Raw genomic sequence first — 23,803 nt, forward strand, 5'->3', positions numbered from 1 at the left:
AAGGTAACGCATGAAAGCAGCGCGCCCCGGGAAGTTAAAGCGCCAAGAAGAACAAGCCAGCTTTATTAGCTGGCGTTTTGCGTTGCTGTGCGGCTGTATTTTATTGGCATTGATCGGATTGCTGCTGCGCACTGCCTATCTGCAAGTGATCAACCCTGACAAACTGGTGCGCGAGGGCGATATGCGCTCGCTGCGGGTACAAGCAGTGCCAACAGCTCGTGGCATGATCAGCGACCGTTCAGGCCGTCCATTGGCAGTTAGCGTGCCAGTTAATGCAGTTTGGGCCGACCCGAAAGAGCTTACCGAGCGCGGCGGCATTACGCTGGATACGCGCTGGAAAGCGCTGTCTGATGCACTGGAAATCCCGCTAGATCAATTGGCAACGCGAATAAATGCCAATCCAAAAGGGCGCTTTGTCTATTTGGCCCGTCAGGTTAACCCCGCCATTGGCGACTATATCCACAAGCTGAAATTACCCGGCATCTATTTGCGCCAAGAGTCCCGCCGCTACTATCCAGCAGGCCAGGTGATGGCTCACATTATTGGCGTAACCAATATTGATAGCCAAGGCATTGAAGGCGTAGAGAAAAGTTTTGACCGCTGGCTCACTGGGCAGCCCGGCGAGCGTACGGTGCGCAAAGACCGCTATGGGCGCGTCATTGAGGATATCTCCTCTGTTGATAGTCAGGCGGCACATAATCTGGTGTTGAGTGTTGATGAGCGCTTGCAGGCACTGGTGTATCGTGAACTGAACAATGCGGTGGCATTCAACAAAGCAGAATCAGGTACGGCGGTGTTGGTGGATGTGAATACCGGCGAAGTGCTGGCGATGGCGAACAGCCCGTCCTACAACCCGAATAACCTGACCGGTACGCCGAAAGATGCCATGCGTAACCGGGCAATAACCGATATTTTTGAACCCGGCTCGACAGTTAAGCCAATGGTAGTCATGACGGCATTGCAGCACGGCGTAGTGAAAGAGAACAGCGTGCTGAACACCTTGCCGTACTTTGTTAACGGTCACCAGATTAAAGACGTGGCCCGTTACGCAGAGCTATCCGTGACCGGGATCTTGCAGAAGTCGAGTAACGTCGGTGTTTCTAAACTGGCGTTAGCGATGCCATCCTCAGCGTTAGTAGATACTTACTCACGGTTTGGGTTTGGGAAAGCGACCAATTTGGGGTTGGTCGGAGAGAGCAGTGGCTTATATCCTAAAAAACAACGGTGGTCTGACATAGAGAGGGCCACCTTCTCTTTCGGCTACGGGCTAATGGTAACACCGTTACAACTAGCGCGAGTCTATGCAACCATCGGCAGCATGGGGATCTATCGCCCGCTGTCGATCACCAAAGTTGACCCGCCAGTAGCTGGTGAGCGCATTTTCCCTGAACCGCTGGTACGCACCGTGGTTCATATGATGGAGAGTGTGGCACTGCCCGGCGGCGGGGGCACCAAAGCGGCCATCAAAGGCTACCGTATTGCCATTAAAACCGGTACCGCCAAGAAAGTTGGCCCGGATGGCAAATATATGGACCGATACCTCGCTTACACCGCAGGCGTTGCGCCCGCGAGTAACCCTCGATTTGCTCTGGTTGTGGTCATCAATGACCCGCAGGCAGGGAAATATTACGGTGGTGCGGTTTCTGCACCGGTGTTTGGTGCCATCATGGGGGGCGTATTGCGCACCATGAACATTGAACCCGATGCGTTACCCACTGGTGATAAAAGCGAATTAGTGATTAATACAAAAGAGGGTTCAGGTGGCAGATCGTAACTTGCGCGATTTACTCGCTCCTTGGGGGCTAGACCTCCCGGAGCGTGCGCTACGGGAAATGACATTAGACAGCCGTGTTGCCGCTGCCGGGGATCTGTTTGTTGCCATTGTTGGCCACCAGACGGACGGGCGTCGCTATATCCCACAAGCCATCGCACAAGGTGTGGCGGCAATTGTGGCCGAAGCCGATGGTGTGGCACCGGATGCCAGTGTTGCAGAGATACATGGCGTTCCTGTTATTTATTTGCGTAATTTGAATCAGCACTTATCCACGCTGGCGGGGCAGTTTTACCATCAACCGGGCGCGGCACTCCGTTTGGTCGGCGTGACCGGGACTAACGGCAAAACCACCACTAGCCAATTATTGGCGCAGTGGAGCCAGGCGCTGGGCGAAACCAGTGCGGTGATGGGGACTGTCGGCAATGGTTTATTAGGGCAGGTGATTCCGACGGAAAACACCACCGGTTCAGCGGTTGATATCCAACATTTACTGCGCAATCTGGTCGATCAAGGGGCCACTTTTGCGGCGATGGAGGTCTCTTCCCACGGTTTGATTCAAAATCGCGTCGCCGCATTGCCGTTTGCCGCCGCAGTGTTCACTAACTTGAGCCGCGATCACCTGGATTACCACGGCAATATGGCGAGTTACGAGGCGGCAAAATGGTTGCTGTTCTCCACCCATCAATCCGAACACAAAATTATCAATGCTGATGACGAAGTCGGCCGCCGCTGGCTAAGCCAGTTGCCACAAGCTGTCGCCGTCAGCATGGAAGGTCATCTCCCTGCGGGCTGGAAAGGCCCGTGGTTATCCGCCAGTCAGGTGGAGTATCACGATAATGGCGCGAATATCACCTTTGGCTCCAGTTGGGGTGAAGGCCAGATAGAGAGCCGCCTGATGGGGGCATTTAACGTCAGTAACTTGCTGGTAGCACTGTCAACGCTGCTCTCGTTGGGCTACCCATTAGCACAGCTTTTAGCCGCTGCCCCTCATCTGCAACCGGTTTGCGGGCGGATGGAAGTATTTAACGCGCCGGGTAAACCTACGGTCGTGGTGGATTATGCCCATACGCCGGATGCGCTGGAAAAAGCGCTGGCAGCAGCCCGTTTACATTGTAAAGGGCAGTTGTGGTGTGTGTTTGGTTGCGGTGGTGATCGTGACAAAGGTAAGCGCCCACTTATGGGCGGCATCGCGGAACAGCTAGCTGACCGTGTCGTCGTTACGGACGATAACCCACGTAGCGAAGAGCCGCAGGCAATTGTAGCCGATATCCTCAGCGGCTTACTGGATGCCGGACATGCGCTGGCGATCCATGGTCGTGCTGAAGCGGTAACCAGTGCCATTATGCAAGCCAAAGAGGACGACGTTGTTCTGATCGCGGGCAAAGGACACGAAGATTATCAATTGGTTGGCAATCGCCGACTGGATTACTCCGACCGCGTCACTGTCGCGCGTCTGTTGGGGGTGGTGGCATGATTAAAGTCTCGCTGCATTTCTTGTCCGAGCTGCTTAACGCCGAGCTTATTGCCACTGATAAAGGTGGCAATCACCTCGAGATCACCGAAGTGACCATTGATACCCGTAAGGTCACGGCTGGCTGTCTGTTTGTGGCGCTGAAAGGCGAGCGTTTTGATGGGCATGATTTCGCAGAAGATGCTGTTACCGCTGGTGCTGGCGCTTTGCTGGTAAGTAAACGCTTACTGGTGGGGGCACCACAATTAGTGGTTAAAGACACTCGTCTGGCGCTGGGGCAGTTTGCGGCCTGGGTTCGCCAGCAGGTGCCTGCTCGCGTGGTGGCCTTAACCGGCTCATCAGGTAAAACCTCAGTCAAAGAGATGACGGCTGCGATTTTGCGCCAATGCGGCAAGGTGCTGTATACCGCCGGCAACTTTAATAATGATATCGGAGTGCCGCTGACTCTGCTGCGTTTGACGCCAGAATATGATTTTGCGGTTATTGAATTGGGTGCTAACCATGTGGGTGAAATTGCCTACACCACGGATTTAAGCCGCCCGGAAAGCGCCTTGGTTAACAATTTAGCCGCCGCGCATCTGGAAGGTTTTGGCTCTCTGGCCGGCGTGGCGCAAGCCAAAGGCGAGATTTTTGCTGGATTGCCAGCTAACGGCACCGCAATTATTAATGCTGACAGCAACGACTGGCCTCACTGGCAGGAAACTCTGCATAACAAGCGGGTCTGGCGTTTTGCTCCTCAGGCAGCAGAAGATATCGATTTTTATGCCACTGACGTGCAAATCACCCCGCAGGCGACGCATTTCACTCTGCACTCGCCATTTGGCACTGTCGCCATTGAGCTGCCACTGCCGGGGCGACATAACATCGCCAATGGGCTAGCCGCTGCGGCACTAGCTATGTCGGTTGGCGCTGATTTAGCGGCGGTTCGTCAGGGGCTGATGCAGTTACAGGCCGTACCGGGGCGGCTATTCCCCATTCAACTCGCCGCTGGCAAGTTGCTGCTGGATGACACTTACAACGCCAATGTGGGTTCCATGACCGCAGCGGCGCAGGTGCTGGCTGAAATGCCGGGCTACCGTGTCATGGTGGTTGGCGATATGGGTGAGTTGGGCGATACCGCGATTGATTGCCATCGTCAGGTCGGTGAAGCCGCGAAACAGGCGGGTATCGATAAAGTGCTGAGTGTTGGCACGTTAAGTCAGACACTCAGCGACGCTAGCGGTAACGGCGAACATTTTCAGGATAAGAGCGCATTGGCAGCCCGCGTTAGCGAACTGCTGAGCGAACATCCGGTTATCACAGTTTTAATTAAAGGTTCACGTAGCGCCGCCATGGAAAATGTCGTGCGTGCGTTACAGGAGAAGGCATCATGTTAGTTTGGTTGGCTGAATATTTAGTGAAATTTTACTCGGGTTTTAACGTCTTTTCCTATTTGACGTTCCGAGCCATCGTCAGTCTGTTGACTGCATTAGTGATCTCATTGTGGATGGGGCCGCACCTGATTGCTTATTTGCAGAAGTTGCAGATTGGTCAGGTGGTGCGTAACGATGGGCCAGAGTCACATTTCAGTAAACGCGGCACGCCGACCATGGGCGGCCTGATGATTCTGTTCTCCATTACTATTTCGGTTCTGATGTGGGCTTACCCATCCAACCCCTATGTCTGGTGTGTGCTATTCATTTTGGTGGGTTATGGCATCGTCGGTTTCATTGATGATTATCGTAAAGTGGTACGTAAAGACACCAAGGGCTTGATTGCCCGCTGGAAGTACTTCTGGCAGTCGATAATTGCACTGGCAGCGGCATTTGCGATGTATAGCATCGGCAAAGATACCCCAGCTACCGAGTTGGTGGTGCCCTTCTTCAAAGACATCATGCCGCAACTGGGCCTGCTCTATATCTTGCTGGCGTACTTCGTGATTGTCGGCACCAGCAACGCGGTCAACCTGACTGATGGACTGGATGGCCTGGCAATTATGCCGACCGTTTTCGTGGCGGGCGGCTTTGCACTGGTTGCCTGGGCGACCGGTAACGTGAATTTTGCGGCCTACCTGCATATTCCTTATCTGCGCCACGCGGGTGAACTAGTGATTGTTTGTACCGCCATTGTCGGCGCAGGGCTGGGTTTCCTCTGGTTTAACACCTATCCGGCTCAGGTCTTTATGGGGGACGTCGGCTCGTTGGCACTGGGCGGCGCACTCGGCACTATCGCCGTATTACTGCGCCAAGAGTTCTTATTAGTGATTATGGGCGGCGTGTTTGTGGTTGAAACACTGTCGGTCATCTTGCAGGTAGGGTCCTTTAAGTTACGTGGACAGCGCATTTTCCGCATGGCGCCGATTCATCACCATTACGAACTTAAAGGCTGGCCGGAACCACGGGTGATCGTGCGCTTCTGGATTATTTCGCTGATGCTGGTGCTGATTGGCCTGGCGACGCTGAAGGTACGGTAATTATGGTTGATTATCAGGGTAAAAAAGTGGTCATTATCGGGCTGGGGCTAACCGGCCTCTCCTGCGTTGATTTCTTTATGGCGCGCGGTGTGACGCCACGTGTGATGGATACCCGAATCAACCCTGCTGGGCTGGATAAATTACCCGAAAATATCGAACGCCATGTGGGTGATTTGAATGCGCAGTGGCTGCTAGAGGCCGATTTGATTGTCGCCAGCCCCGGTATTGCACTGGCGCATCCGGCGTTAAGTGATGCCGCTGATGCGGGCGTTGAAATTGTCGGTGATATCGAACTGTTCTGCCGTGAGAATCAAGTACCGGTGGTAGCGATTACTGGCTCTAATGGCAAAAGCACTGTGACCACGTTGGTAGGCGAGATGGCAAAAGCGGCGGGTTGGCAGGTTGGCGTCGGTGGCAACATCGGCGTTCCGGCCCTCACGCTGTTGAAACAAGAGAACCAATTGGTGGTGCTAGAGCTGTCCAGCTTCCAGTTGGAAACCACCTCGAGCTTGCGGGCCAGTGCGGCCACCATACTGAACGTGACGGAGGATCACACTGATCGTTATCCGTTCGGTTTGCAGCAATATCGCGCAGCTAAACTGCGGGTGTATGAAAACGCTAAAGTTTGTGTCGTGAATGCCGATGACGCGCTGACGATGCCCGTGCGTGGTGCTGATAGCCGCTGTATCAGCTTTGGGGTCGATGTAGGTGATTACCACCTCAACAAGCAGCAGGGCGAAATTTGGCTGCGAGTACGGGGTGAGAAAGTGTTGAATACCCGTGAGATGAAACTCACCGGGCGTCATAACTACACCAATGCGCTGGCGGCGTTGGCGCTGGCTGATGCTGTGGGTATCCCGCGCTCATCTAGCTTGACAGCATTGACGACATTTACCGGTCTGCCGCACCGCTTCCAACTGGTGTTTGAGCACAATGGCGTGCGCTGGATTAATGATTCGAAAGCCACCAATGTGGGCAGCACTGAAGCGGCGTTAGATGGCTTACAGGTGGATGGCACCTTGCATTTATTGCTGGGCGGCGATGGTAAATCCGCTGATTTCTCTGGCTTGACGCGCTTTTTGCAGGGCGACCACATCAAGATTTACTGCTTTGGCCGTGATGGTGACGAACTGGCTGAACTGCGCCCTGAGGTCTCCCAACTGACCGAGACAATGGAGCAGGCAATGGTACTGCTGTCGAAGAGCCTGGCACCGGGTGACATGGTGTTGTTGTCACCCGCTTGCGCCAGTCTGGACCAATTCCGCAGCTTCGAGCAACGTGGTGATGAGTTTGCTCGTTTGGCAGAGGAGTTGGGCTGATGCGCATGCCGGGGCTAGGGCTGTTTAATACCCTAAAGCATTTTGTGATGGGATCGCGGGAGAGCGACACCACCAGTATGGTGCTTTACGACAGAACCTTGCTGTGGCTGACATTCGGTTTGGCGATTATCGGTTTTGTGATGGTGACATCGGCTTCAATGCCGATTGGTCAGCGTCTGGCCAGTGACCCATTCCTGTTCGCTAAACGTGACGCGCTCTATTTGGCGCTAGCGTTCGGTCTGTCACTGGTGACGTTGCGCATCCCGATGGCGGTCTGGCAGCGCTACAGCAATGTTATGTTATTGATTTCGCTGGTAATGCTGCTGGTGGTATTGGTTGTGGGTAGCTCGGTCAACGGGGCATCACGCTGGATTGCTTTGGGGCCGCTACGTATTCAGCCGGCAGAGTTATCCAAGCTGTCGCTCTTTTGTTATCTGGCGAGCTATTTGGTACGTAAGGTTGAGGAGGTACGCAGCAACTTTTGGGGCTTCTGTAAACCGATGGGTGTGATGGTCATTCTGGCGGTGTTACTGCTGGCGCAGCCCGATTTAGGCACCGTGGTGGTGCTGTTTGTTACCACACTGGCGATGCTATTTTTGGCTGGAGCCAAAATGTGGCAGTTTCTGGCGATTATCGGTTCCGGTGTCTTTGCGGTTTGTCTGCTGATTGTTGCCGAACCCTACCGTATGCGCCGTGTTACCTCGTTCTGGAATCCGTGGGCTGATCCGTTCGGCAGCGGGTATCAGTTAACCCAGTCGCTGATGGCTTTTGGGCGCGGTGAGTTCTGGGGGCAGGGCCTGGGGAATTCAGTGCAGAAACTGGAGTATTTACCGGAAGCGCATACCGACTTCATTTTCTCGATTTTAGGTGAAGAACTCGGGTATTTCGGTGTGGTTCTTGCATTGTTAATGGTATTCTTCGTCGCTTTTCGTGCTATGTCCATTGGGCGTCGCGCATTAGAGATAGATCAGCGATTTTCTGGCTTTTTGGCCTGTTCGATTGGCGTCTGGTTTAGTTTTCAGGCACTGGTTAACGTTGGGGCTGCGGCTGGGATGTTGCCGACCAAAGGTTTGACATTGCCACTGATCAGTTACGGTGGTTCGAGCCTGATTATTATGTCAACCGCGATAGTGCTGTTGTTACGTATTGATTTTGAAACACGTTTGGCAAAAGCCCAGGCGTTTGTAAGGAGTGCCCGATGAGTGGCAAGACCAAGCGTTTAATGGTGATGGCCGGTGGTACTGGGGGGCATGTCTTCCCCGGTTTGGCCGTGGCACATCATCTGATGGCGCAAGGCTGGCAGGTGCGTTGGTTAGGCACCGCAGACCGAATGGAAGCGTCATTGGTACCCCAACATGGCATTGAGATCGATTTTATCCAGATTTCTGGTTTGCGCGGCAAGGGGCTGATGGCTCAATTGACGGCACCGGTGCGAATTTATCGTGCGGTGCGTCAGGCGAAGAAAATCATGCGTGATTATCAGCCTGATGTAGTGCTGGGTATGGGGGGGTATGTTTCCGGCCCCGGTGGTTTGGCCGCCTGGCTGTGTGGTATCCCGGTGGTACTACATGAGCAAAACGGTATTGCGGGTTTGACCAACCGCTGGCTGGCGCGAATTGCGAAGCGAGTTTTGCAGGCATTTCCGGGCGCATTCCCCGATGCAGATGTGGTAGGTAATCCGGTTCGCACCGATGTGTTGGCATTACCATTGCCAGCAGAGCGCTTGGCGGGCCGCGAGGGGCCGATTCGCGTATTGGTTATCGGTGGCAGTCAGGGCGCACGGGTACTGAATCAAACCATGCCGCAGGTTGCCGCGACACTGGGTGAGCAGGTCACTGTTTGGCATCAGGTGGGTAAAGGCGCACTGCCCGACGTACTGCAGGCTTACCAGCAAGCAGGGCAGGGCGATAAGCATCAAGTTGTCGAGTTTATCGATGACATGGCTGCCGCCTATGCCTGGGCTGATGTGGTGGTTTGCCGCTCAGGTGCACTGACCGTCAGCGAAGTGGCTGCCGCAGGGTTACCGGCGATTTTTGTGCCATTTCAGCATAAAGATCGGCAGCAGTACTGGAATGCCTTGCCGCTGGAAAAAGCAGGGGCGGCCAAAATTATCGAGCAGCCGCAATTTACCGCGCAAGCGGTTAGCGGCCTACTCGCTGAGTGGGATCGCTCGACTTTATTGACGATGGCTGAGCGGGCAAGAGCCGTGGCTATCCCTGACGCGACAGAGCGCGTGGCGGCTGAAGTGGTCGCTGCCAGTAAGTGAAATAGATTGAGATAATGAATGGCTGGCAGCGAATGCTGGTCATGGATGTGTAACAGACAAAAAAGTGAAGAGAAACGTGAATACACAGCAACTGGCGAAACTACGTACTATCGTGCCCGAGATGCGTCGCGTCCGGCACATTCACTTTATTGGCATCGGTGGTGCCGGTATGGGTGGTATCGCTGAAGTGTTGGCAAACGAAGGTTATCAGATTAGCGGTTCAGATTTGGCACCCAACCCGGTAACTCAGCATTTGGCTTCATTGGGCGCGCAGATCTATTTTCATCACCGTCCAGAGAATGTGCGGGATGCCAGTGTGGTGGTGGTTTCAACGGCAATTTCTGCGGATAACCCCGAGATTGTCGCGGCTCGCGAGGCGCGTATTCCGGTGATCCGCCGCGCAGAAATGTTGGCTGAACTGATGCGTTATCGCCATGGGATTGCCGTTGCTGGCACCCACGGTAAAACCACCACCACAGCCATGGTTTCCAGCATTTATGCCGAAGCGGGTTTAGATCCAACGTTTGTGAATGGTGGACTGGTTAAAGCGGCGGGTACGCACGCGCGTTTAGGCTCTAGCCGTTATCTGATAGCAGAAGCGGATGAAAGCGATGCATCCTTCCTGCATTTGCAACCGATGGTGGCGATTGTCACCAATATCGAAGCTGACCACATGGATACCTACCAGGGAGACTTCGAGAACTTAAAACAGACATTTATTAACTTTTTGCACAATTTGCCATTCTATGGCCGTGCGGTGATGTGTATTGATGATCCCGTGGTGCGCGAGTTGTTGCCACGTGTTGGCCGCCATATCACCACTTATGGCTTCAGTGATGATGCCGATGTGCAGATCGCCAGTTATCGTCAGGAAGGCCCACAGGGGCACTTCACACTCAAGCGCTTGGATAAGCCATTGATGACGGTGACCTTGAATGCACCGGGGCGTCACAATGCGCTGAATGCCGCAGCGGCGGTTGCGGTGGCGACGGAAGAGGGCATTGAAGACGATGACATCTTGCGCGCATTGGCAGGATTCCAGGGGACGGGGCGCCGTTTTGATTTCCTTGGCAACTTCCCACTGGCACCGGTCAACGGCAAAGAGGGCAGCGTGATGCTGGTGGATGATTACGGCCACCACCCAACGGAAGTGGATGCCACAGTTAAAGCGGCACGAGCTGGTTGGCCGGATAAACGCATTGTGATGGTTTTCCAGCCGCATCGTTATACCCGCACCCGCGACCTGTATGACGATTTCGCTAATGTGCTATCGCAAGTTGATGTTTTGCTGATGTTGGATGTGTATGCCGCGGGTGAAACGCCGATCCCTGGCGCTGATAGCCGCTCGTTATGCCGCACCATCCGTAACCGTGGCAAGTTAGACCCGATTTTGGTTTCAGACAGTGAAACCGTACCAGAAGTGTTGGCGCAAGTGCTGAATAGCGATGATCTGATTCTGGTTCAGGGCGCAGGTAACATTGGTAAAATTGCCCGTAAATTGGCTGAGCTTAAATTGCAGCCACAGATAAAAAACGAGGAACATCATGGCTGAGAAAGTTGCGGTACTGCTGGGGGGGACCTCTGCCGAACGTGAAGTGTCATTGCTATCCGGTCAGGCCGTTTTAGCGGGCCTGCGAGAAGCCGGTATCGACGCCCATGGCATTGATACTAAAGAGTTCCCGGTAACTCAGCTTAAAGCGCAGGGCTTTGATAAGGTGTTTATCGCCTTACATGGCCGTGGTGGCGAAGATGGCACCTTGCAAGGGGTTTTGGAGTTTCTTGGCCTGCCTTATACCGGCAGCGGCGTGATGGCCTCCGCTCTAACCATGGATAAATTGCGCACTAAATTAGTGTGGCAGGCTCTGGATTTACCGATTTCGCCTTATGTAGCGCTGAATCGTCAACAGTTTGAAACACTTTCGTCAGAGGAGTTGGCGGCACGTGTCGCTAAGCTTGGCCTGCCATTAATCGTGAAGCCCAGCCATGAGGGCTCCAGTGTCGGCATGAGCAAGGTGGATCACGCCAATGAGCTACAGGGCGCGCTGGTTGAGGCGTTCCGCCATGACACTGATGTGCTGATTGAGAAATGGTTGAGCGGCCCGGAATTTACCGTTGGGATCCTTGGTGATGACGTTTTACCGTCGATCCGTATTCAAGTACCGGGCGTGTTTTATGACTATGAAGCCAAATATTTGTCAGATGAGACACAGTACTTCTGCCCAAGTGGCCTGAGCACTGAGTTGGAGCAGCAATTAGCCGCATTGGCATTGCGGGCTTATCAGGCGCTGGGTTGCAGCGGTTGGGGCCGTGTTGATGTCATGCAAGATAGCGACGGCAATTTCTACCTGCTTGAAGTGAATACTTCACCGGGTATGACCAGCCACAGTTTAGTGCCGATGGCGGCCCGCCAACATGGGTTGAGTTTCTCCCAGTTAGTGGCCCGAATTCTGACGTTGGCTGACTGAGATGTCGCAAGCTGCCCTCAATGCGCGTGAACGTGCGGCGGAAAACACCGCAGCCCGGCGCAGTAACGGAGGCCAATTGGCAGGTATGGTTTTCCTGCTGATGGTGCTTGGGACCATACTCTGGGGCGGTTGGGTAGTAGTGGGTTGGATGAAGGATGCCAGCCGACTGCCGCTGTCGAAACTGGTGGTGACCGGTGAGCGCCATTACACCACCAATGATGATATTCGCCAGGCGATTCTGGCATTGGGCGCACCGGGTACCTTTATGACGCAGGATGTGAACATCATCCAGCAACAGATTGAGCGGTTACCTTGGATTCAGCAGGCCAGTGTGCGTAAACAGTGGCCGGATGAGCTGAAAATCCATCTGGTGGAGTATGTGCCCTTTGCCCGCTGGAATGATTTGCATATGGTTGATGAGCAGGGGCGGTCATTCAGTGTGCCCTCTGAGCGCATTGGTAAACAGCAATTGCCACTACTGTATGGCCCGGAAGGCAGTGAACAGGATGTTCTGGAAGGCTATCGGGCAATGAGCAAGGTGTTAGCGGCCAGCAAGTATCAGCTAAAAATGGCGGCAATGAGCGCCCGGCATTCTTGGCAGTTGGCCTTAGATAATGATGTTCGGCTGGAGCTGGGTCGGGATGACCGGATGGGGCGTTTACAACGTTTCATCGAGTTATACCCGTTGTTGCAACAGCAGCCAGATAAACGCGTCAGTTATGTAGATTTGCGCTATGAGACAGGGGCGGCAATAGGTTGGGCTCCGGTATTCATCGGCAGTCAGGGTGGTGAGCCACCCATAAATGGCCAGCAGAACAGTAATCCGCAACAGAATCAGGCACAGGCAAAACAACAATGATCAAGTCGACGGACAGAAAACTGGTAGTAGGTCTTGAGATCGGAACGGCAAAGGTCTCCGCATTGGTAGGGGAAGTTCTGCCCGATGGCATGGTCAATATTATTGGGGTAGGCAGCTGCCCATCCCGTGGCATGGATAAGGGTGGGGTTAACGACCTTGAATCGGTAGTGAAATGCGTTCAGCGCGCTATCGATCAGGCTGAGTTAATGGCAGATTGCCAAATTTCATCTGTCTATTTGGCGTTATCGGGCAAACATATCAGTTGTCAGAATGAAATAGGGATGGTTCCTATTTCAGAAGAAGAAGTAACTCAGGAAGATGTAGAGAACGTAGTGCATACCGCGAAGTCGGTACGTGTGCGTGATGAGCATCGTATCCTGCACGTTATTCCGCAGGAGTATGCCATCGATTATCAGGAGGGCATCAAAAATCCTGTTGGTCTTTCTGGCGTGCGGATGCAGGCCAAAGTGCACCTGATTACCTGCCATAACGATATGGCAAAAAATATCGTCAAAGCGGTGGAACGTTGTGGCCTTAAAGTGGACCAACTTATTTTCGCCGGTTTGGCAGCAAGTTATGCTGTATTGACGGAAGATGAACGTGAGCTGGGTGTCTGTGTGGTCGACATCGGCGGTGGCACCATGGATATGGCGGTTTATACCGGTGGCGCATTACGGCACACCAAAGTTATCCCTTACGCCGGGAACGTGGTCACCAGCGACATAGCTTATGCCTTCGGTACACCGCCAACAGATGCGGAAGCGATTAAAGTTCGGCACGGCTGTGCGCTCGGGTCGATAGTCAGCAAGGATGAAAGTGTAGAAGTGCCAAGTGTTGGCGGACGCCCTCCTCGTAGTCTGCAAAGACAGACGCTCGCTGAGGTTATAGAACCACGCTACACCGAGTTGCTGAATTTAGTTAACGACGAGATTTTACAATTGCAGGAGCAACTGCGTCAGCAAGGCGTGAAGCACCATCTGGCAGCCGGTATCGTGCTGACTGGCGGCGCGGCACAAATTGATGGTCTGGCTGAATGCGCACAGCGGGTGTTCCATGCCCAGGTTCGCATCGGTCAACCGCTCAATATCACCGGGCTGACGGATTATGCACAGGAACCTTATTACTCCACTGCTGTTGGATTATTGCATTATGGTAAAGAGTCTCATCTCAGTGGTGAGTCAGAAGTAGAAAAACGTGCCTCAGTGGGCAATTGGTTTAAACGTATCAATAGCTGGCTGAGAAAAGAGTTTTAATGTTTCAACAAAGAGATCAAGCTGAACATATTTTTTGATCTCGAAGCGACAGGCACAAAACGGAGAGAAACTATGTTTGAACCTATGGAACTAACCAATGACGCGGTGATTAAAGTCATCGGCGTCGGTGGTGGCGGTGGTAATGCCGTCGAACACATGGTGCGCGAGCGCATCGAAGGTGTTGAATTCTTCGCCGTTAATACAGACGCTCAGGCGCTACGTAAGACGGCTGTTGGCCAAACCATCCAGATTGGTAGTGGTATTACCAAAGGTCTCGGTGCTGGCGCGAACCCAGAAGTGGGCCGCAATTCAGCCGAAGAGGACCGTGAAGCTCTGCGTGCTGCCCTTGAAGGCGCGGACATGGTCTTTATCGCGGCAGGTATGGGCGGTGGTACTGGTACTGGTGCTGCCCCTGTTGTGGCCGAAGTGGCAAAAGAACTGGGTATTTTGACAGTTGCCGTGGTGACTAAGCCTTTCAATTTTGAAGGCAAAAAACGCATGGCGTTCGCTGAGCAAGGTATTGCTGAGTTGTCCAAACATGTGGACTCACTGATCACTATCCCGAACGATAAGTTGCTGAAAGTTCTGGGTCGTGGCATCTCTTTACTGGATGCATTCGGTGCGGCTAACGACGTACTGAAAGGCGCTGTTCAGGGTATCGCTGAGCTTATCACCCGCCCTGGTCTGATGAACGTCGACTTTGCTGACGTGCGCACAGTGATGTCCGAAATGGGTTATGCCATGATGGGCTCCGGTGTGGCTTGCGGTGAAGATCGTGCGGAAGAAGCTGCAGAAATGGCGATCTCCAGCCCGTTACTGGAAGATATCGACCTATCTGGTGCTCGTGGCGTGTTGGTCAACATCACCGCTGGTTTTGATTTGCGTTTAGATGAGTTCGAAACTGTGGGTAACACCATTCGTGCATTTGCGTCCGACAATGCGACCGTGGTTATCGGTACATCGTTGGACCCAGAAATGAACGATGAATTGCGTGTCACTGTGGTGGCGACCGGTATCGGCATGGACAAACGTCCTGAAATCACGTTGGTTACCAACAAGCAGACTCAGCCTGTGATGGACCATCGTTACCAGCAGCATGGCATGTCACCTCTACCTCAGGAAGTTAAACCTGCGGCTAAAGTGGTCAATGACCCAACTGCTCAAACCAATAAAGAGCCCGATTATTTGGATATTCCGGCATTTTTGCGCAAGCAAGCCGACTAATTTCCGAAAATATTGGAATCTCCGCTCTTTGTGCTAAACTGTCCCGCCGATCTTGTTATAAGCTAGGTCGGTAGGATGGATAACATTGCGAGATAAAACGATGATCAAACAAAGGACTTTAAAACGTATTGTTCAGGCGACTGGCGTCGGTTTGCACACCGGTAAAAAAGTCACGCTGACAATGCGACCCGCGCCGGCTAATACCGGGGTCATCTATCGTCGCACTGACTTGAATCCACCGGTTGATTTCCCGGCAGATGCAAAATCCGTGCGTGATACCATGCTCTGTACTTGCCTGGTCAATGAGCATGACGTGCGTATTTCTACTGTTGAGCATCTCAACGCTGCTTTGGCAGGGTTAGGGATTGATAACATTATTATTGAAGTTAACGCTCCCGAAGTACCGATTATGGACGGCAGTGCCAGTCCATTCGTGTACTTGCTGTTAGATGCTGGCATCGAAGAGTTAAACTCTGCGAAGAAATTCCTGCGTCTAAAAGAGACAGTGCGGGTTGAAGACGGTGATAAATGGGCTGAATTGTCTCCATTCAATGGATTCCGTTTAGATTTCACCATTGATTTTAATCACCCGGCGATTGACTCAAGTACTCAACGTTACCGTCTGGATTTCTCGGCCGATTCATTCGTCCGCCAAATCAGTCGAGCACGTACTTTTGGTTTCATGCGTGATATCGAGTATCTACAGTCCCGTGGTTTGTGCCTGGGCGGTAGTTTCGATTGTGCCATCGTGGTTGATGATTACCGCGTATTAAATGAAGATGGCCTGCGCTTCGAAGATGAGTTTGTTCGTCACAAAATGCTGGACGCGATTGGCGACCTGTTTATGTGTGGCCATAATATTATTGGCGCATTTACTGCGTACAAGTCAGGTCATGCCTTAAATAACAAGCTATTGCAGGCTGTGTTAGCTAAGCAAGAAGCTTGGGAATTTGTGACGTTCCAAGACGAAGCCGAAATGCCATTGGCATTCAAAGCACCGTCTACGGTATTAGCTTACTAAGGCTATTTATCACCATCACTTTTGGTTGCGTTGGCACTCTCTCCGGCCAACGCAGCTAATCGTTCCAATATTGTCCTCAGTCTCTCAGGGCTACGGCTCGCTAATCCTCTTAATTCCTTAGCACTTTCCAAACTTAAGTGACGTAATGGCGGAGATTTCCCAGGATTTTCCGACGATTTTGCGGCATCTTGCGTCATGTTATGACCCTTAGCCATTAACGATGGATTAATCCTGATGTCGATTGAAGACAATGATGGTAGAATTTGCGCTCGTAGTGCAGAAAGTAAAGCGGGTTGCTCATAGCGTAAGCGCATTAGCCAGCTGGCATTCGCGGTTTCTAGCACTAAAACACTCTGTCGATAGTTAGCGACACGGCACCACGGCTGTAATTGTGAAGGGAGCAATCCTTTTACCGCACGGTTAAGTTTTAACAGTGCAGTCGCGCGTTGTTGTACGTTATGTAGCGGTCCATTTTCTGCTGCAACCGCATCATCGAACAGAACATCTAATAATTGTGGGCGGTTTTCACGCATTGACAAGGCTCCGGCGGATTTTAAACTCGTGATCGGTATTCTAAATCGTTGGCGACAATTTGGTAGACGTTATTTCTGGCCGCATCTCTTATTGGGGATGGTCGCGGCAAGTCTTGGCGTGCCTTCAAATCTGTCTGGCGTGCCAGATCAAACCGCGATACCTAATACATCGTCAAGCCAAAGCCGTCAGAATCATGCTGCGACAAACTTTAACAGTTTAGCATTGTTGCATGATATACATCGCCGTCCTTCAATCAGCGTAGACTATTGGCAGCAGCATGCACTGCGGACGGTTATTCGTCACCTCTCATTTGCGTTGGCACCCCAAGCGGCTTATGCCCGAGTGCAGGAAGTTACAGAGGTCGAACAGATAGAACCATCACAAATTCAGCAGCTTGCGTTGCTGGATACACTGAACGCCCTCCTGACGCACGAGTTTAAGCCACCCGCGATCATTCGCTATACCGAGCAGGTTAAACGGCCTGTTCTTTCATTACACAAACCTGGGCTTTGGCTTGCACAAGTGCAAGGCATCCGCGCCGGGCCTGCCAATTTCAGCTAATTATTCCCTTTTCTACCCCCATTTTATGTAACCTTTGACCGTCGGTTTGGTGGTCTTGTAAGAGATATTAAGAATCATGCTAATTAAATTATTAACCAAAGTTTTTGGCAGCCGTAACGATCGTACCCTGCGCCGCATGCGCAAAGTGGTTGAGCTAATCAACCGCATGGAACCTGAAGTTGAAAAACTGACTGATGCTGAATTACGCGCCAAAACAGACGAGTTTCGTGAGCGCCTGGCAAAAGGTGCGGTGCTGGAAACCTTGATTCCTGAGGCGTTTGCTGTGGTGCGCGAGGCCAGTAAGCGTGTGTTTGGTATGCGTCACTTCGACGTACAATTGCTCGGCGGTATGGTACTGAATGAGCGTTGCATTGCCGAAATGCGTACTGGTGAAGGTAAAACTCTGACGGCAACGCTGCCCGCTTACCTCAATGCGTTAAGTGGCCGTGGTGTTCATGTGGTTACTGTCAACGACTATTTGGCTCAACGTGACGCCGAAAATAACCGTCCATTGTTCGAGTTCCTTGGTCTGAGTGTTGGTATCAACCTGCCGAATATGACGGCACCGGCCAAGCGTGCGGCTTATGCTGCTGACATCACTTACGGTACGAACAACGAATACGGTTTTGACTATCTGCGCGATAACATGGCATTCAGCCCTGAAGAGCGTGTACAGCGTAAGCTGCATTATGCGCTGGTAGATGAGGTTGACTCCATCTTGATCGATGAAGCCCGTACTCCGCTGATTATCTCTGGCCCAGCCGAAGATAGCTCCGAGATGTATATCCGGGTTAACAAACTGATTCCAAAACTGATTCGTCAGGAAAAAGAGGACTCAGATACCTTCCAGGGTGAAGGCCACTTCTCAGTGGACGAAAAATCACGTCAGGTTCACCTGACAGAACGTGGTTTGATTCTGATTGAGCAAATGTTGGTAGAAGCGGGCATTATGGAAGAGGGAGAGTCACTCTATTCTCCAACTAACATCATGTTGATGCACCACGTCACGGCAGCGCTGCGCGCGCATGTATTGTTTACCCGCGATGTCGATTACATTGTGAAAGACGGCGAAGTTATCATCGTTGACGAACACACCGGTCGTACCATGCAAGGGCGTCGCTGGTCCGATGGCCTGCATCAGGCTATTGAAGCCAAAGAGGGCGTGGAAATCCAGAACGAGAACCAGACGCTGGCTTCCATCACCTTCCAGAATTACTTCCGCCTGTACGAAAAATTGGCCGGTATGACCGGTACAGCAGATACCGAAGCATTTGAATTTAGCTCAATCTACAAGCTGGATACCATTGTTGTACCTACTAACCGTCCAATGATTCGTAAGGATTTGGCTGATTTGGTCTATATGACCGAGCAGGAAAAAATCGGCGCGATCATTGAAGATATCCGTGAACGTACCGCCAATGGTCAGCCTGTATTGGTCGGGACCATCTCGATTGAGAAATCTGAAGTGGTATCCGCTGAGTTAACTAAAGCGGGTATTGAACACAAAGTTCTGAACGCCAAATTCCACGCCATGGAGGCGGATATCGTTTCCCAAGCGGGTCAACCGGGGGCGGTTACTATCGCAACCAACATGGCCGGCCGTGGTACTGACATCGTGTTAGGTGGCAGCTGGCAGAGTGAGATTGCCTTGCTCGAAGATCCAACTGAAGAGCAAATCGCCGCCATCAAAGCTGCATGGCAGATTCGTCATGATGCGGTTCTGGCCTCCGGTGGTTTGCACATTATTGGTACTGAGCGTCATGAATCACGCCGTATCGATAACCAGTTGCGTGGTCGTGCGGGTCGTCAGGGTGATGCGGGTTCTTCACGCTTCTACCTGTCGATGGAAGATGCATTGATGCGTATTTTTGCTTCCGACCGTGTGTCTGGCATGATGCGTAAACTGGGTATGAAACCGGGCGAAGCCATTGAGCATCCATGGGTAACCAAGGCCATTGCTAACGCACAGCGTAAAGTTGAAAGCCGTAACTTCGATATTCGTAAGCAATTACTGGAATATGATGATGTTGCCAGTGACCAGCGTCGCGCTATCTACAGCCAGCGTAACGAGCTGTTAGATGTGTCCGACGTCAGCGAAACCATCAACAGTATCCGTGAAGATGTCTTTAAAACGGTTATTGATGGCTACATTCCAACCCAGTCACTAGAAGAGATGTGGGATGTTGAAGGGTTAGAGCTGCGCCTGAAAAATGATTTCGATCTTGATATGCCGATTGCAAAATGGCTGGAAGATGAGCCGCAACTGCATGAAGAGACATTACGTGAGCGCATTCTTCAACAGGCGATCGAAGTTTATCACCGCAAAGAGGAGGTTGTTGGCGTTGAAATGATGCGCAACTTCGAAAAAGGCGTGATGCTGCAAACGCTCGATTCCTTGTGGAAAGAGCATTTGGCTGCGATGGACTACCTGCGTCAAGGTATCCATTTACGTGGTTATGCGCAAAAAGATCCTAAGCAAGAATATAAGCGCGAATCCTTCGCTATGTTTGCCGCCATGCTAGAATCACTGAAATATGAAGTGATTAGCGTGCTGAGCAAAGTACAGGTGCGGATGCCTGAAGAGGTAGAAGCGCTGGAAGTACAACGTCGTGAAGAAGCTGAGCGTTTGGCTAAACAGCAACAACTGAGCCACCAGTCTGACAACAGCGCATTGATGTCACAGGAAGAGATCAATGTTGCCGCCAACCTTGAGCGCAAAGTGGGTCGTAACGATCCGTGTCCATGTGGCTCAGGCAAAAAATACAAACAGTGCCATGGTAGCCTACAGTAATATTTAGGCCACGGTGTCACTGACAATAAGGGCGGCTAAACACCGCCCTTTTATTTTGTTTTTTGTCGAGCTGCCTTAGGACAAGTAAACAGAGGGCCACATGAGTCAGCTCTCTGATGAGGAGAAAAGAATTGAAACATTTGCATATTGCGGTAGGGATTATTCGCAACGCCCAGCAAGAGATTTTTATTACCCAGCGCGCTGCTGACTCCCATATGGCGGGTTTTTGGGAGTTCCCTGGCGGGAAGATTGAACAGGGTGAAACGCCGGAACTGGCCTTAAAACGTGAACTGTTGGAAGAGACCGGAATTGTGGTGCAGAAGGCGACGCTACTCAAAGTGCTAGAGCATACTTTTACTGATCGTATTGTGACATTAACTTTTTATATGGTCGAAGCGTGGGATGGCGAACCTTTTGGTCGCGAAGGGCAACCGATGCGCTGGGTGAGACAATCTGAATTGTTGGCTGAAGAGTTTCCACCCGCGAATGCAGCAATCATCGAACTACTCACTGCATAGTACCGCGTTATAACTGAAATGGAGCAAGGTAGTTTGCTCCATTTTGGTATGAGCATCAGTGCTTAGGAGGCTCTTCCTCGCTCCATTCGTCACTGTCAGATAACTCGCCACTACTGGAAATACGTTTTTCTTCGTCCGCCCACTCACCTAAGTCAATAAGCTGGCAACGTTTGCAGCAGAAAGGGCGGTACGGGCTTTGTTCACCCCAAACTACGATTTTCCCACAAGTTGGGCAGTTAACCTCGATGACTTCGGGTTCCATGTTCTCTCCTCAAAATCTTTCTCTACCCTCTATCTTTCAAGTCACAGGTGAATGAATTTGCCACCTTCCAACCCTTGGAATCCATTGGGTATCATTATAACTAAATCAGCAGCAGGCTAATTCAAACGATAAACGAGCTGGCACAGTACCATTTTCACTGTCGAGTGGTAAGAAGCGAATGGCATATCGTGTTTTATGGCCAGAAATTTGCGGGTATAGCTGGGGATCTAGCGGCAGACGTAATCGGAGCAGATCTGCACCTTCGGCGTTATCTTGGAAGAAGCCATTCAAGCTGATTTGTGGGCGTAATGGGCCAGACTGGCGGATTAAGTCTAAAATGAGGGTCAGCGACTGATTGAGTGGAGCTAAACTTGCTAGCAATTTATCAATGTGCTGATTGCGCTGTTCCTGCGGTTGGTGCAACCAAGTGTGTAAAGTGGGTAAATCAAAACTACAGCAACCGCCGGGAATACTTAACCGCTGGCGAACAACACTGATTAAGCGGTCTTCTTTTAATGCTTGCCCAATACGTGGTGCTGACATCAATACCGATGCCCGGCTTTTTAGCTGACTGCGCAGGGTATCCATTAACGACATATCAACGCCGGGCATATCACTCCATTGCTGCAATTTCTGTTGTTGGCGCTCAAGCTCTTTGAGCAAATCAGTACGCACTTCACCGCGCTCAAGAACATCAATTAAATCAGATGCAGTGCGGAAAAATGTTAACGCACTGGCGATATTATCTAATGAACACTGACTTACTAATTGTTGTAGTAAAAACTCCATTCTCAGCCAGGTCCGCATCTTTTCATTGAGCGGGTGTTCAAATAGTATTGTTGAGGTGAGGTCACTCATTGATGTAGATCCTGTTGGGCCGCTGCTGCTAATTTTAAGTACTGCTGGTGTAATGAAGCAACTTGCGGGGCGATAATTAATGGATCGCCGCTATTGTCAATAATGTCATCAGCACAGGCCAGCCGCTGCTGTCGCGAAGCCTGTGATGCTAAAATATGTTCTGCCTGTTGGCGGGTAATACCATCTCTTGCCATCGTTCGAGCAAGTTGTATTTCAGGTGTAACATCTACCACTAACACACGATTCGCTCGGTGGTGTAAACCATTTTCAACCAGTAGCGGGACAACCCAAAGTATGTATGGTGTATCTATCTCGGCAAATTGGCGCTGAGTTTCTTGCTGAATTAGCGGATGCAATAATGAATTTAACCATGCTTTTTCCTGCGGCTCACTGAAAATTTTTTCGCGTAATGCTGCACGATTCAATGTGCCATCAGCTTGTAAAATGGTTTTGCCATAGTGGGAAGCAATAGCTGCTAACGCTGGCGTTCCCGGCTCAACGATTTGGCGGGCGATGATATCAGCATCAATAAGGGGCACACCAAAATTAGCGAATGTATTTGCTACGGTGCTTTTACCGCTGCCAATTCCGCCGGTGAGGGCCACAATATAGGTCATTGCCTAACCTTACATGCTGTTAGTGAGTGGCCGAATTGTATCTGAAAGCAAGCGATCAGGCATAGCAAGGAGTGCATTCTATTTGAACTGCGTGGAGAAATACGTGAAGTAGGTATATCACCGGACACATGGTTGCGACTCTTCAGGTAATTTGTGGGATTGTAGCGTAAATAAAGGTGAATTCGCAGTCTTGCCGAAGAATTATTCATGCGTATGATAGCTTCACTGGGATGGCGTGATTTACGCCCGATCAATTTTGCGATCTATCGCCACTAACCAGGAATAATAAGCCATGCGTATTGAAGAAGGTTTAAAGTTAGGTTTCAAAGATGTATTAATCCGCCCTAAACGTTCAACACTGAAAAGTCGCTCTGAAGTGGAGCTGGAGCGCCAGTTTACCTTCAAACACTCAGGTTGGAATTGGTCCGGTGTACCTATCATCGCCGCTAACATGGATACCGTTGGCACCTTCCGCATGGCTGAAGTCTTGGCCTCATTCGATGTTCTTACCGCAGTTCATAAGCACTACACTGTTGAGCAGTGGGGCGAGTTTGTGAAACGTGTCCCTGAATCAGTACTGCGCCATGTTATGGTCTCCACCGGCACCTCTTCTGCTGATTTCGACAAAATGAAACAAATTTTGGCGTTATCACCCGCCTTAAAATTCATCTGTATCGATGTGGCTAACGGCTACTCAGAACATTTTGTCGCTTTCTTGCAAAGAGCCCGTGAAGCTTGCCCGGATAAAGTGATCTGTGCGGGTAATGTGGTCACCGGCGAGATGGTAGAGGAGCTGATCCTCTCTGGTGCTGATATTGTTAAAGTTGGTATTGGGCCAGGTTCAGTTTGTACTACACGAGTGAAAACTGGGGTTGGCTATCCACAGCTATCCGCTGTTATCGAGTGTGCTGATGCGGCGCATGGTCTGGGTGGACAGATTGTCAGTGATGGCGGTTGTTCCGTACCGGGTGATGTAGCTAAAGCGTTCGGCGGCGGTGCTGACTTTGTGATGTTGGGTGGCATGCTAGCTGGACATGATGAGTGTGAAGGTCGTGTCGTTGAAGAGAATGGCGAGAAGTTCATGCTGTTCTATGGTATGAGCTCTGAATCTGCTATGAAACGCCATGTAGGTGGTGTTGCTGAGTATCGTGCAGCAGAAGGCAAAACTGTTAAATTGCCATTGCGTGGCTCGGTTGATAACACAGTACGTGACATCATGGGCGGCCTGCGTTCAGCCTGTACTTACGTCGGTGCTTCACACTTAAAAGAGCTAACTAAACGCACTACGTTTATTCGTGTAGCAGAGCAAGAAAACCGCGTATTTGGCAGTAATTAATCTCAAACTTCCGGTGATAATGTCTTTCTGGATGCGGTGGTCAATGAATACCTGAAGCTTATTCATTTCAGAGTGACAACTTATTTCAGGACGCGATAAAGAAAGATGGTCAGGGAGTTGGTAGAAATCTACCACACACGCCGGCCATATCTGTCGCGAAATACAAAATGCCCGATGAGCTTCATCGGGCGTTATAAGGCTGAAAAGTATCAACCTATAGTA

21 protein-coding genes are annotated in these 23,803 nt (G+C 51.4%); 17 read left to right on the forward strand and 4 right to left on the reverse strand.

From position 1 onward, the window contains the following. The first annotated feature begins 10 nt into the window (after window positions 1-10). The 13 genes from HRK25_RS09705 to lpxC all read left to right on the forward strand — a co-directional run bounded on the left by HRK25_RS09705 (window position 11) and on the right by lpxC (window position 16,104). A complete protein-coding gene (locus tag HRK25_RS09705; protein ID WP_005275244.1) occupies window positions 11-1,774 on the forward strand; it encodes a peptidoglycan glycosyltransferase FtsI in 1,764 nt (587 codons plus the stop codon). Next, on the forward strand, window positions 1,761-3,248 hold the full coding sequence (gene murE, locus HRK25_RS09710; RefSeq protein ID WP_032898082.1) for a UDP-N-acetylmuramoyl-L-alanyl-D-glutamate--2,6-diaminopimelate ligase: 1,488 nt from the start codon (window positions 1,761-1,763) through the stop codon (window positions 3,246-3,248). The genes HRK25_RS09705 and murE overlap by 14 nt, the downstream gene beginning before the upstream one ends. Further along, window positions 3,245-4,621, forward strand: coding sequence for a UDP-N-acetylmuramoyl-tripeptide--D-alanyl-D-alanine ligase (gene murF / locus HRK25_RS09715; protein WP_032898081.1), 1,377 nt, complete (start codon window positions 3,245-3,247; stop codon window positions 4,619-4,621). Before murE ends, murF begins: the two co-directional genes overlap by 4 nt. Then, window positions 4,615-5,697, forward strand: a complete 1,083-nt coding sequence (mraY, locus tag HRK25_RS09720) for a phospho-N-acetylmuramoyl-pentapeptide-transferase (RefSeq protein ID WP_032814707.1) — start codon at window positions 4,615-4,617, stop codon at window positions 5,695-5,697. Before murF ends, mraY begins: the two co-directional genes overlap by 7 nt. A gap of 2 nt (window positions 5,698-5,699) precedes the next feature. Then, on the forward strand, window positions 5,700-7,016 hold the full coding sequence (murD, locus tag HRK25_RS09725) for a UDP-N-acetylmuramoyl-L-alanine--D-glutamate ligase (RefSeq protein WP_005275234.1): 1,317 nt from the start codon (window positions 5,700-5,702) through the stop codon (window positions 7,014-7,016). Then, the gene (ftsW, locus tag HRK25_RS09730; protein WP_032898080.1) at window positions 7,016-8,218 is read left to right on the forward strand and encodes a cell division protein FtsW; all 1,203 of its coding nucleotides are present in this window, start codon (window positions 7,016-7,018) and stop codon (window positions 8,216-8,218) included. Before murD ends, ftsW begins: the two co-directional genes overlap by 1 nt. Then, a complete protein-coding gene (murG, locus tag HRK25_RS09735; RefSeq protein ID WP_032898078.1) occupies window positions 8,215-9,282 on the forward strand; it encodes an undecaprenyldiphospho-muramoylpentapeptide beta-N-acetylglucosaminyltransferase in 1,068 nt (355 codons plus the stop codon). The genes ftsW and murG overlap by 4 nt, the downstream gene beginning before the upstream one ends. Before the next feature lie 76 nt (window positions 9,283-9,358). Then, complete coding sequence (murC, locus tag HRK25_RS09740) at window positions 9,359-10,834, forward strand: UDP-N-acetylmuramate--L-alanine ligase (RefSeq protein ID WP_005275228.1); 1,476 nt, start codon at window positions 9,359-9,361, stop codon at window positions 10,832-10,834. After that, window positions 10,827-11,747: a D-alanine--D-alanine ligase gene (locus HRK25_RS09745; protein ID WP_032898077.1), complete on the forward strand. Its 921-nt coding sequence runs from the start codon at window positions 10,827-10,829 to the stop codon at window positions 11,745-11,747. Before murC ends, HRK25_RS09745 begins: the two co-directional genes overlap by 8 nt. A 1-nt stretch (window position 11,748) precedes the next feature. Further along, a complete protein-coding gene (gene ftsQ, locus HRK25_RS09750) occupies window positions 11,749-12,606 on the forward strand; it encodes a cell division protein FtsQ (RefSeq protein WP_005275222.1) in 858 nt (285 codons plus the stop codon). After that, a complete protein-coding gene (gene ftsA / locus HRK25_RS09755; RefSeq protein ID WP_002210431.1) occupies window positions 12,603-13,859 on the forward strand; it encodes a cell division protein FtsA in 1,257 nt (418 codons plus the stop codon). Before ftsQ ends, ftsA begins: the two co-directional genes overlap by 4 nt. A 72-nt stretch (window positions 13,860-13,931) precedes the next feature. Next, complete coding sequence (ftsZ, locus tag HRK25_RS09760; protein WP_004389003.1) at window positions 13,932-15,083, forward strand: cell division protein FtsZ; 1,152 nt, start codon at window positions 13,932-13,934, stop codon at window positions 15,081-15,083. A gap of 100 nt (window positions 15,084-15,183) precedes the next feature. Then, window positions 15,184-16,104, forward strand: a complete 921-nt coding sequence (gene lpxC, locus HRK25_RS09765; protein WP_004389005.1) for a UDP-3-O-acyl-N-acetylglucosamine deacetylase — start codon at window positions 15,184-15,186, stop codon at window positions 16,102-16,104. Window positions 16,105-16,106: 2 nt separating this feature from the next. Here lpxC and HRK25_RS09770 read toward each other — a convergent pair whose 3' ends face one another. Beyond that, window positions 16,107-16,637, reverse strand: a complete 531-nt coding sequence (locus HRK25_RS09770) for a DUF721 domain-containing protein (protein WP_005275220.1) — start codon at window positions 16,635-16,637, stop codon at window positions 16,107-16,109. Window positions 16,638-16,665: 28 nt separating this feature from the next. Between HRK25_RS09770 and secM the strand changes: the two genes are divergently transcribed. The 3 genes from secM to mutT all read left to right on the forward strand — a co-directional run bounded on the left by secM (window position 16,666) and on the right by mutT (window position 20,508). Next, the gene (gene secM / locus HRK25_RS09775) at window positions 16,666-17,199 is read left to right on the forward strand and encodes a secA translation cis-regulator SecM (RefSeq protein WP_005275218.1); all 534 of its coding nucleotides are present in this window, start codon (window positions 16,666-16,668) and stop codon (window positions 17,197-17,199) included. A gap of 76 nt (window positions 17,200-17,275) precedes the next feature. Further along, window positions 17,276-19,990 carry a preprotein translocase subunit SecA gene (gene secA, locus HRK25_RS09780; RefSeq protein WP_005275216.1) on the forward strand — a complete coding sequence of 905 codons (2,715 nt, stop codon included), beginning with the start codon at window positions 17,276-17,278 and terminating at the stop codon, window positions 19,988-19,990. A gap of 131 nt (window positions 19,991-20,121) precedes the next feature. After that, window positions 20,122-20,508, forward strand: a complete 387-nt coding sequence (mutT, locus tag HRK25_RS09785) for an 8-oxo-dGTP diphosphatase MutT (protein ID WP_005275214.1) — start codon at window positions 20,122-20,124, stop codon at window positions 20,506-20,508. Window positions 20,509-20,563: 55 nt separating this feature from the next. Here the strand turns inward: mutT and yacG are convergent, their stop codons facing one another. From yacG to coaE, 3 genes are all read right to left on the reverse strand, one after another. Then, window positions 20,564-20,770, reverse strand: a complete 207-nt coding sequence (yacG, locus tag HRK25_RS09790) for a DNA gyrase inhibitor YacG (RefSeq protein ID WP_032814702.1) — start codon at window positions 20,768-20,770, stop codon at window positions 20,564-20,566. Between the two features lie 105 nt (window positions 20,771-20,875). Continuing rightward, window positions 20,876-21,628 (reverse strand): cell division protein ZapD, encoded by a 753-nt coding sequence (zapD, locus tag HRK25_RS09795; protein WP_032898076.1) that lies wholly within the window; start codon window positions 21,626-21,628, stop codon window positions 20,876-20,878. Continuing rightward, window positions 21,625-22,245, reverse strand: coding sequence for a dephospho-CoA kinase (coaE, locus tag HRK25_RS09800; RefSeq protein WP_005275209.1), 621 nt, complete (start codon window positions 22,243-22,245; stop codon window positions 21,625-21,627). Before coaE ends, zapD begins: the two co-directional genes overlap by 4 nt. 292 nt (window positions 22,246-22,537) lie before the next feature. On the opposite strand from coaE, the gene HRK25_RS09805 reads away from it, so the two are divergent. After that, entirely contained in the window at window positions 22,538-23,581 is a 1,044-nt protein-coding gene (locus HRK25_RS09805; RefSeq protein ID WP_004875550.1) for a GMP reductase, read from the forward strand. The last annotated feature ends 222 nt before the right edge of the window (window positions 23,582-23,803 follow it).

The sequence above is a fragment of the Yersinia bercovieri ATCC 43970 genome, assembly GCF_013282745.1.
In the GTDB taxonomy this organism is placed as follows: Bacteria; Pseudomonadota; Gammaproteobacteria; order Enterobacterales; family Enterobacteriaceae; genus Yersinia; species Yersinia bercovieri.

Coding starts and splice junctions, on each gene's coding strand:
- mraY (WP_032814707.1), top strand. CDS start 4,615: ATGTTAGTTTGGTTGGCTGAATATTTAGTGAAATTTTACTCGGGTTTT.
- zapD (WP_032898076.1), bottom strand. CDS start 21,628: ATGAGTGACCTCACCTCAACAATACTATTTGAACACCCGCTCAATGAA.
- coaE (WP_005275209.1), bottom strand. CDS start 22,245: ATGACCTATATTGTGGCCCTCACCGGCGGAATTGGCAGCGGTAAAAGC.
- murG (WP_032898078.1), top strand. CDS start 8,215: ATGAGTGGCAAGACCAAGCGTTTAATGGTGATGGCCGGTGGTACTGGG.
- HRK25_RS09805 (WP_004875550.1), top strand. CDS start 22,538: ATGCGTATTGAAGAAGGTTTAAAGTTAGGTTTCAAAGATGTATTAATC.
- murD (WP_005275234.1), top strand. CDS start 5,700: ATGGTTGATTATCAGGGTAAAAAAGTGGTCATTATCGGGCTGGGGCTA.
- ftsW (WP_032898080.1), top strand. CDS start 7,016: ATGCGCATGCCGGGGCTAGGGCTGTTTAATACCCTAAAGCATTTTGTG.
- murF (WP_032898081.1), top strand. CDS start 3,245: ATGATTAAAGTCTCGCTGCATTTCTTGTCCGAGCTGCTTAACGCCGAG.
- lpxC (WP_004389005.1), top strand. CDS start 15,184: ATGATCAAACAAAGGACTTTAAAACGTATTGTTCAGGCGACTGGCGTC.
- secA (WP_005275216.1), top strand. CDS start 17,276: ATGCTAATTAAATTATTAACCAAAGTTTTTGGCAGCCGTAACGATCGT.
- ftsZ (WP_004389003.1), top strand. CDS start 13,932: ATGTTTGAACCTATGGAACTAACCAATGACGCGGTGATTAAAGTCATC.
- HRK25_RS09705 (WP_005275244.1), top strand. CDS start 11: ATGAAAGCAGCGCGCCCCGGGAAGTTAAAGCGCCAAGAAGAACAAGCC.
- ftsA (WP_002210431.1), top strand. CDS start 12,603: ATGATCAAGTCGACGGACAGAAAACTGGTAGTAGGTCTTGAGATCGGA.
- ftsQ (WP_005275222.1), top strand. CDS start 11,749: ATGTCGCAAGCTGCCCTCAATGCGCGTGAACGTGCGGCGGAAAACACC.
- HRK25_RS09745 (WP_032898077.1), top strand. CDS start 10,827: ATGGCTGAGAAAGTTGCGGTACTGCTGGGGGGGACCTCTGCCGAACGT.
- yacG (WP_032814702.1), bottom strand. CDS start 20,770: ATGGAACCCGAAGTCATCGAGGTTAACTGCCCAACTTGTGGGAAAATC.
- HRK25_RS09770 (WP_005275220.1), bottom strand. CDS start 16,637: ATGCGTGAAAACCGCCCACAATTATTAGATGTTCTGTTCGATGATGCG.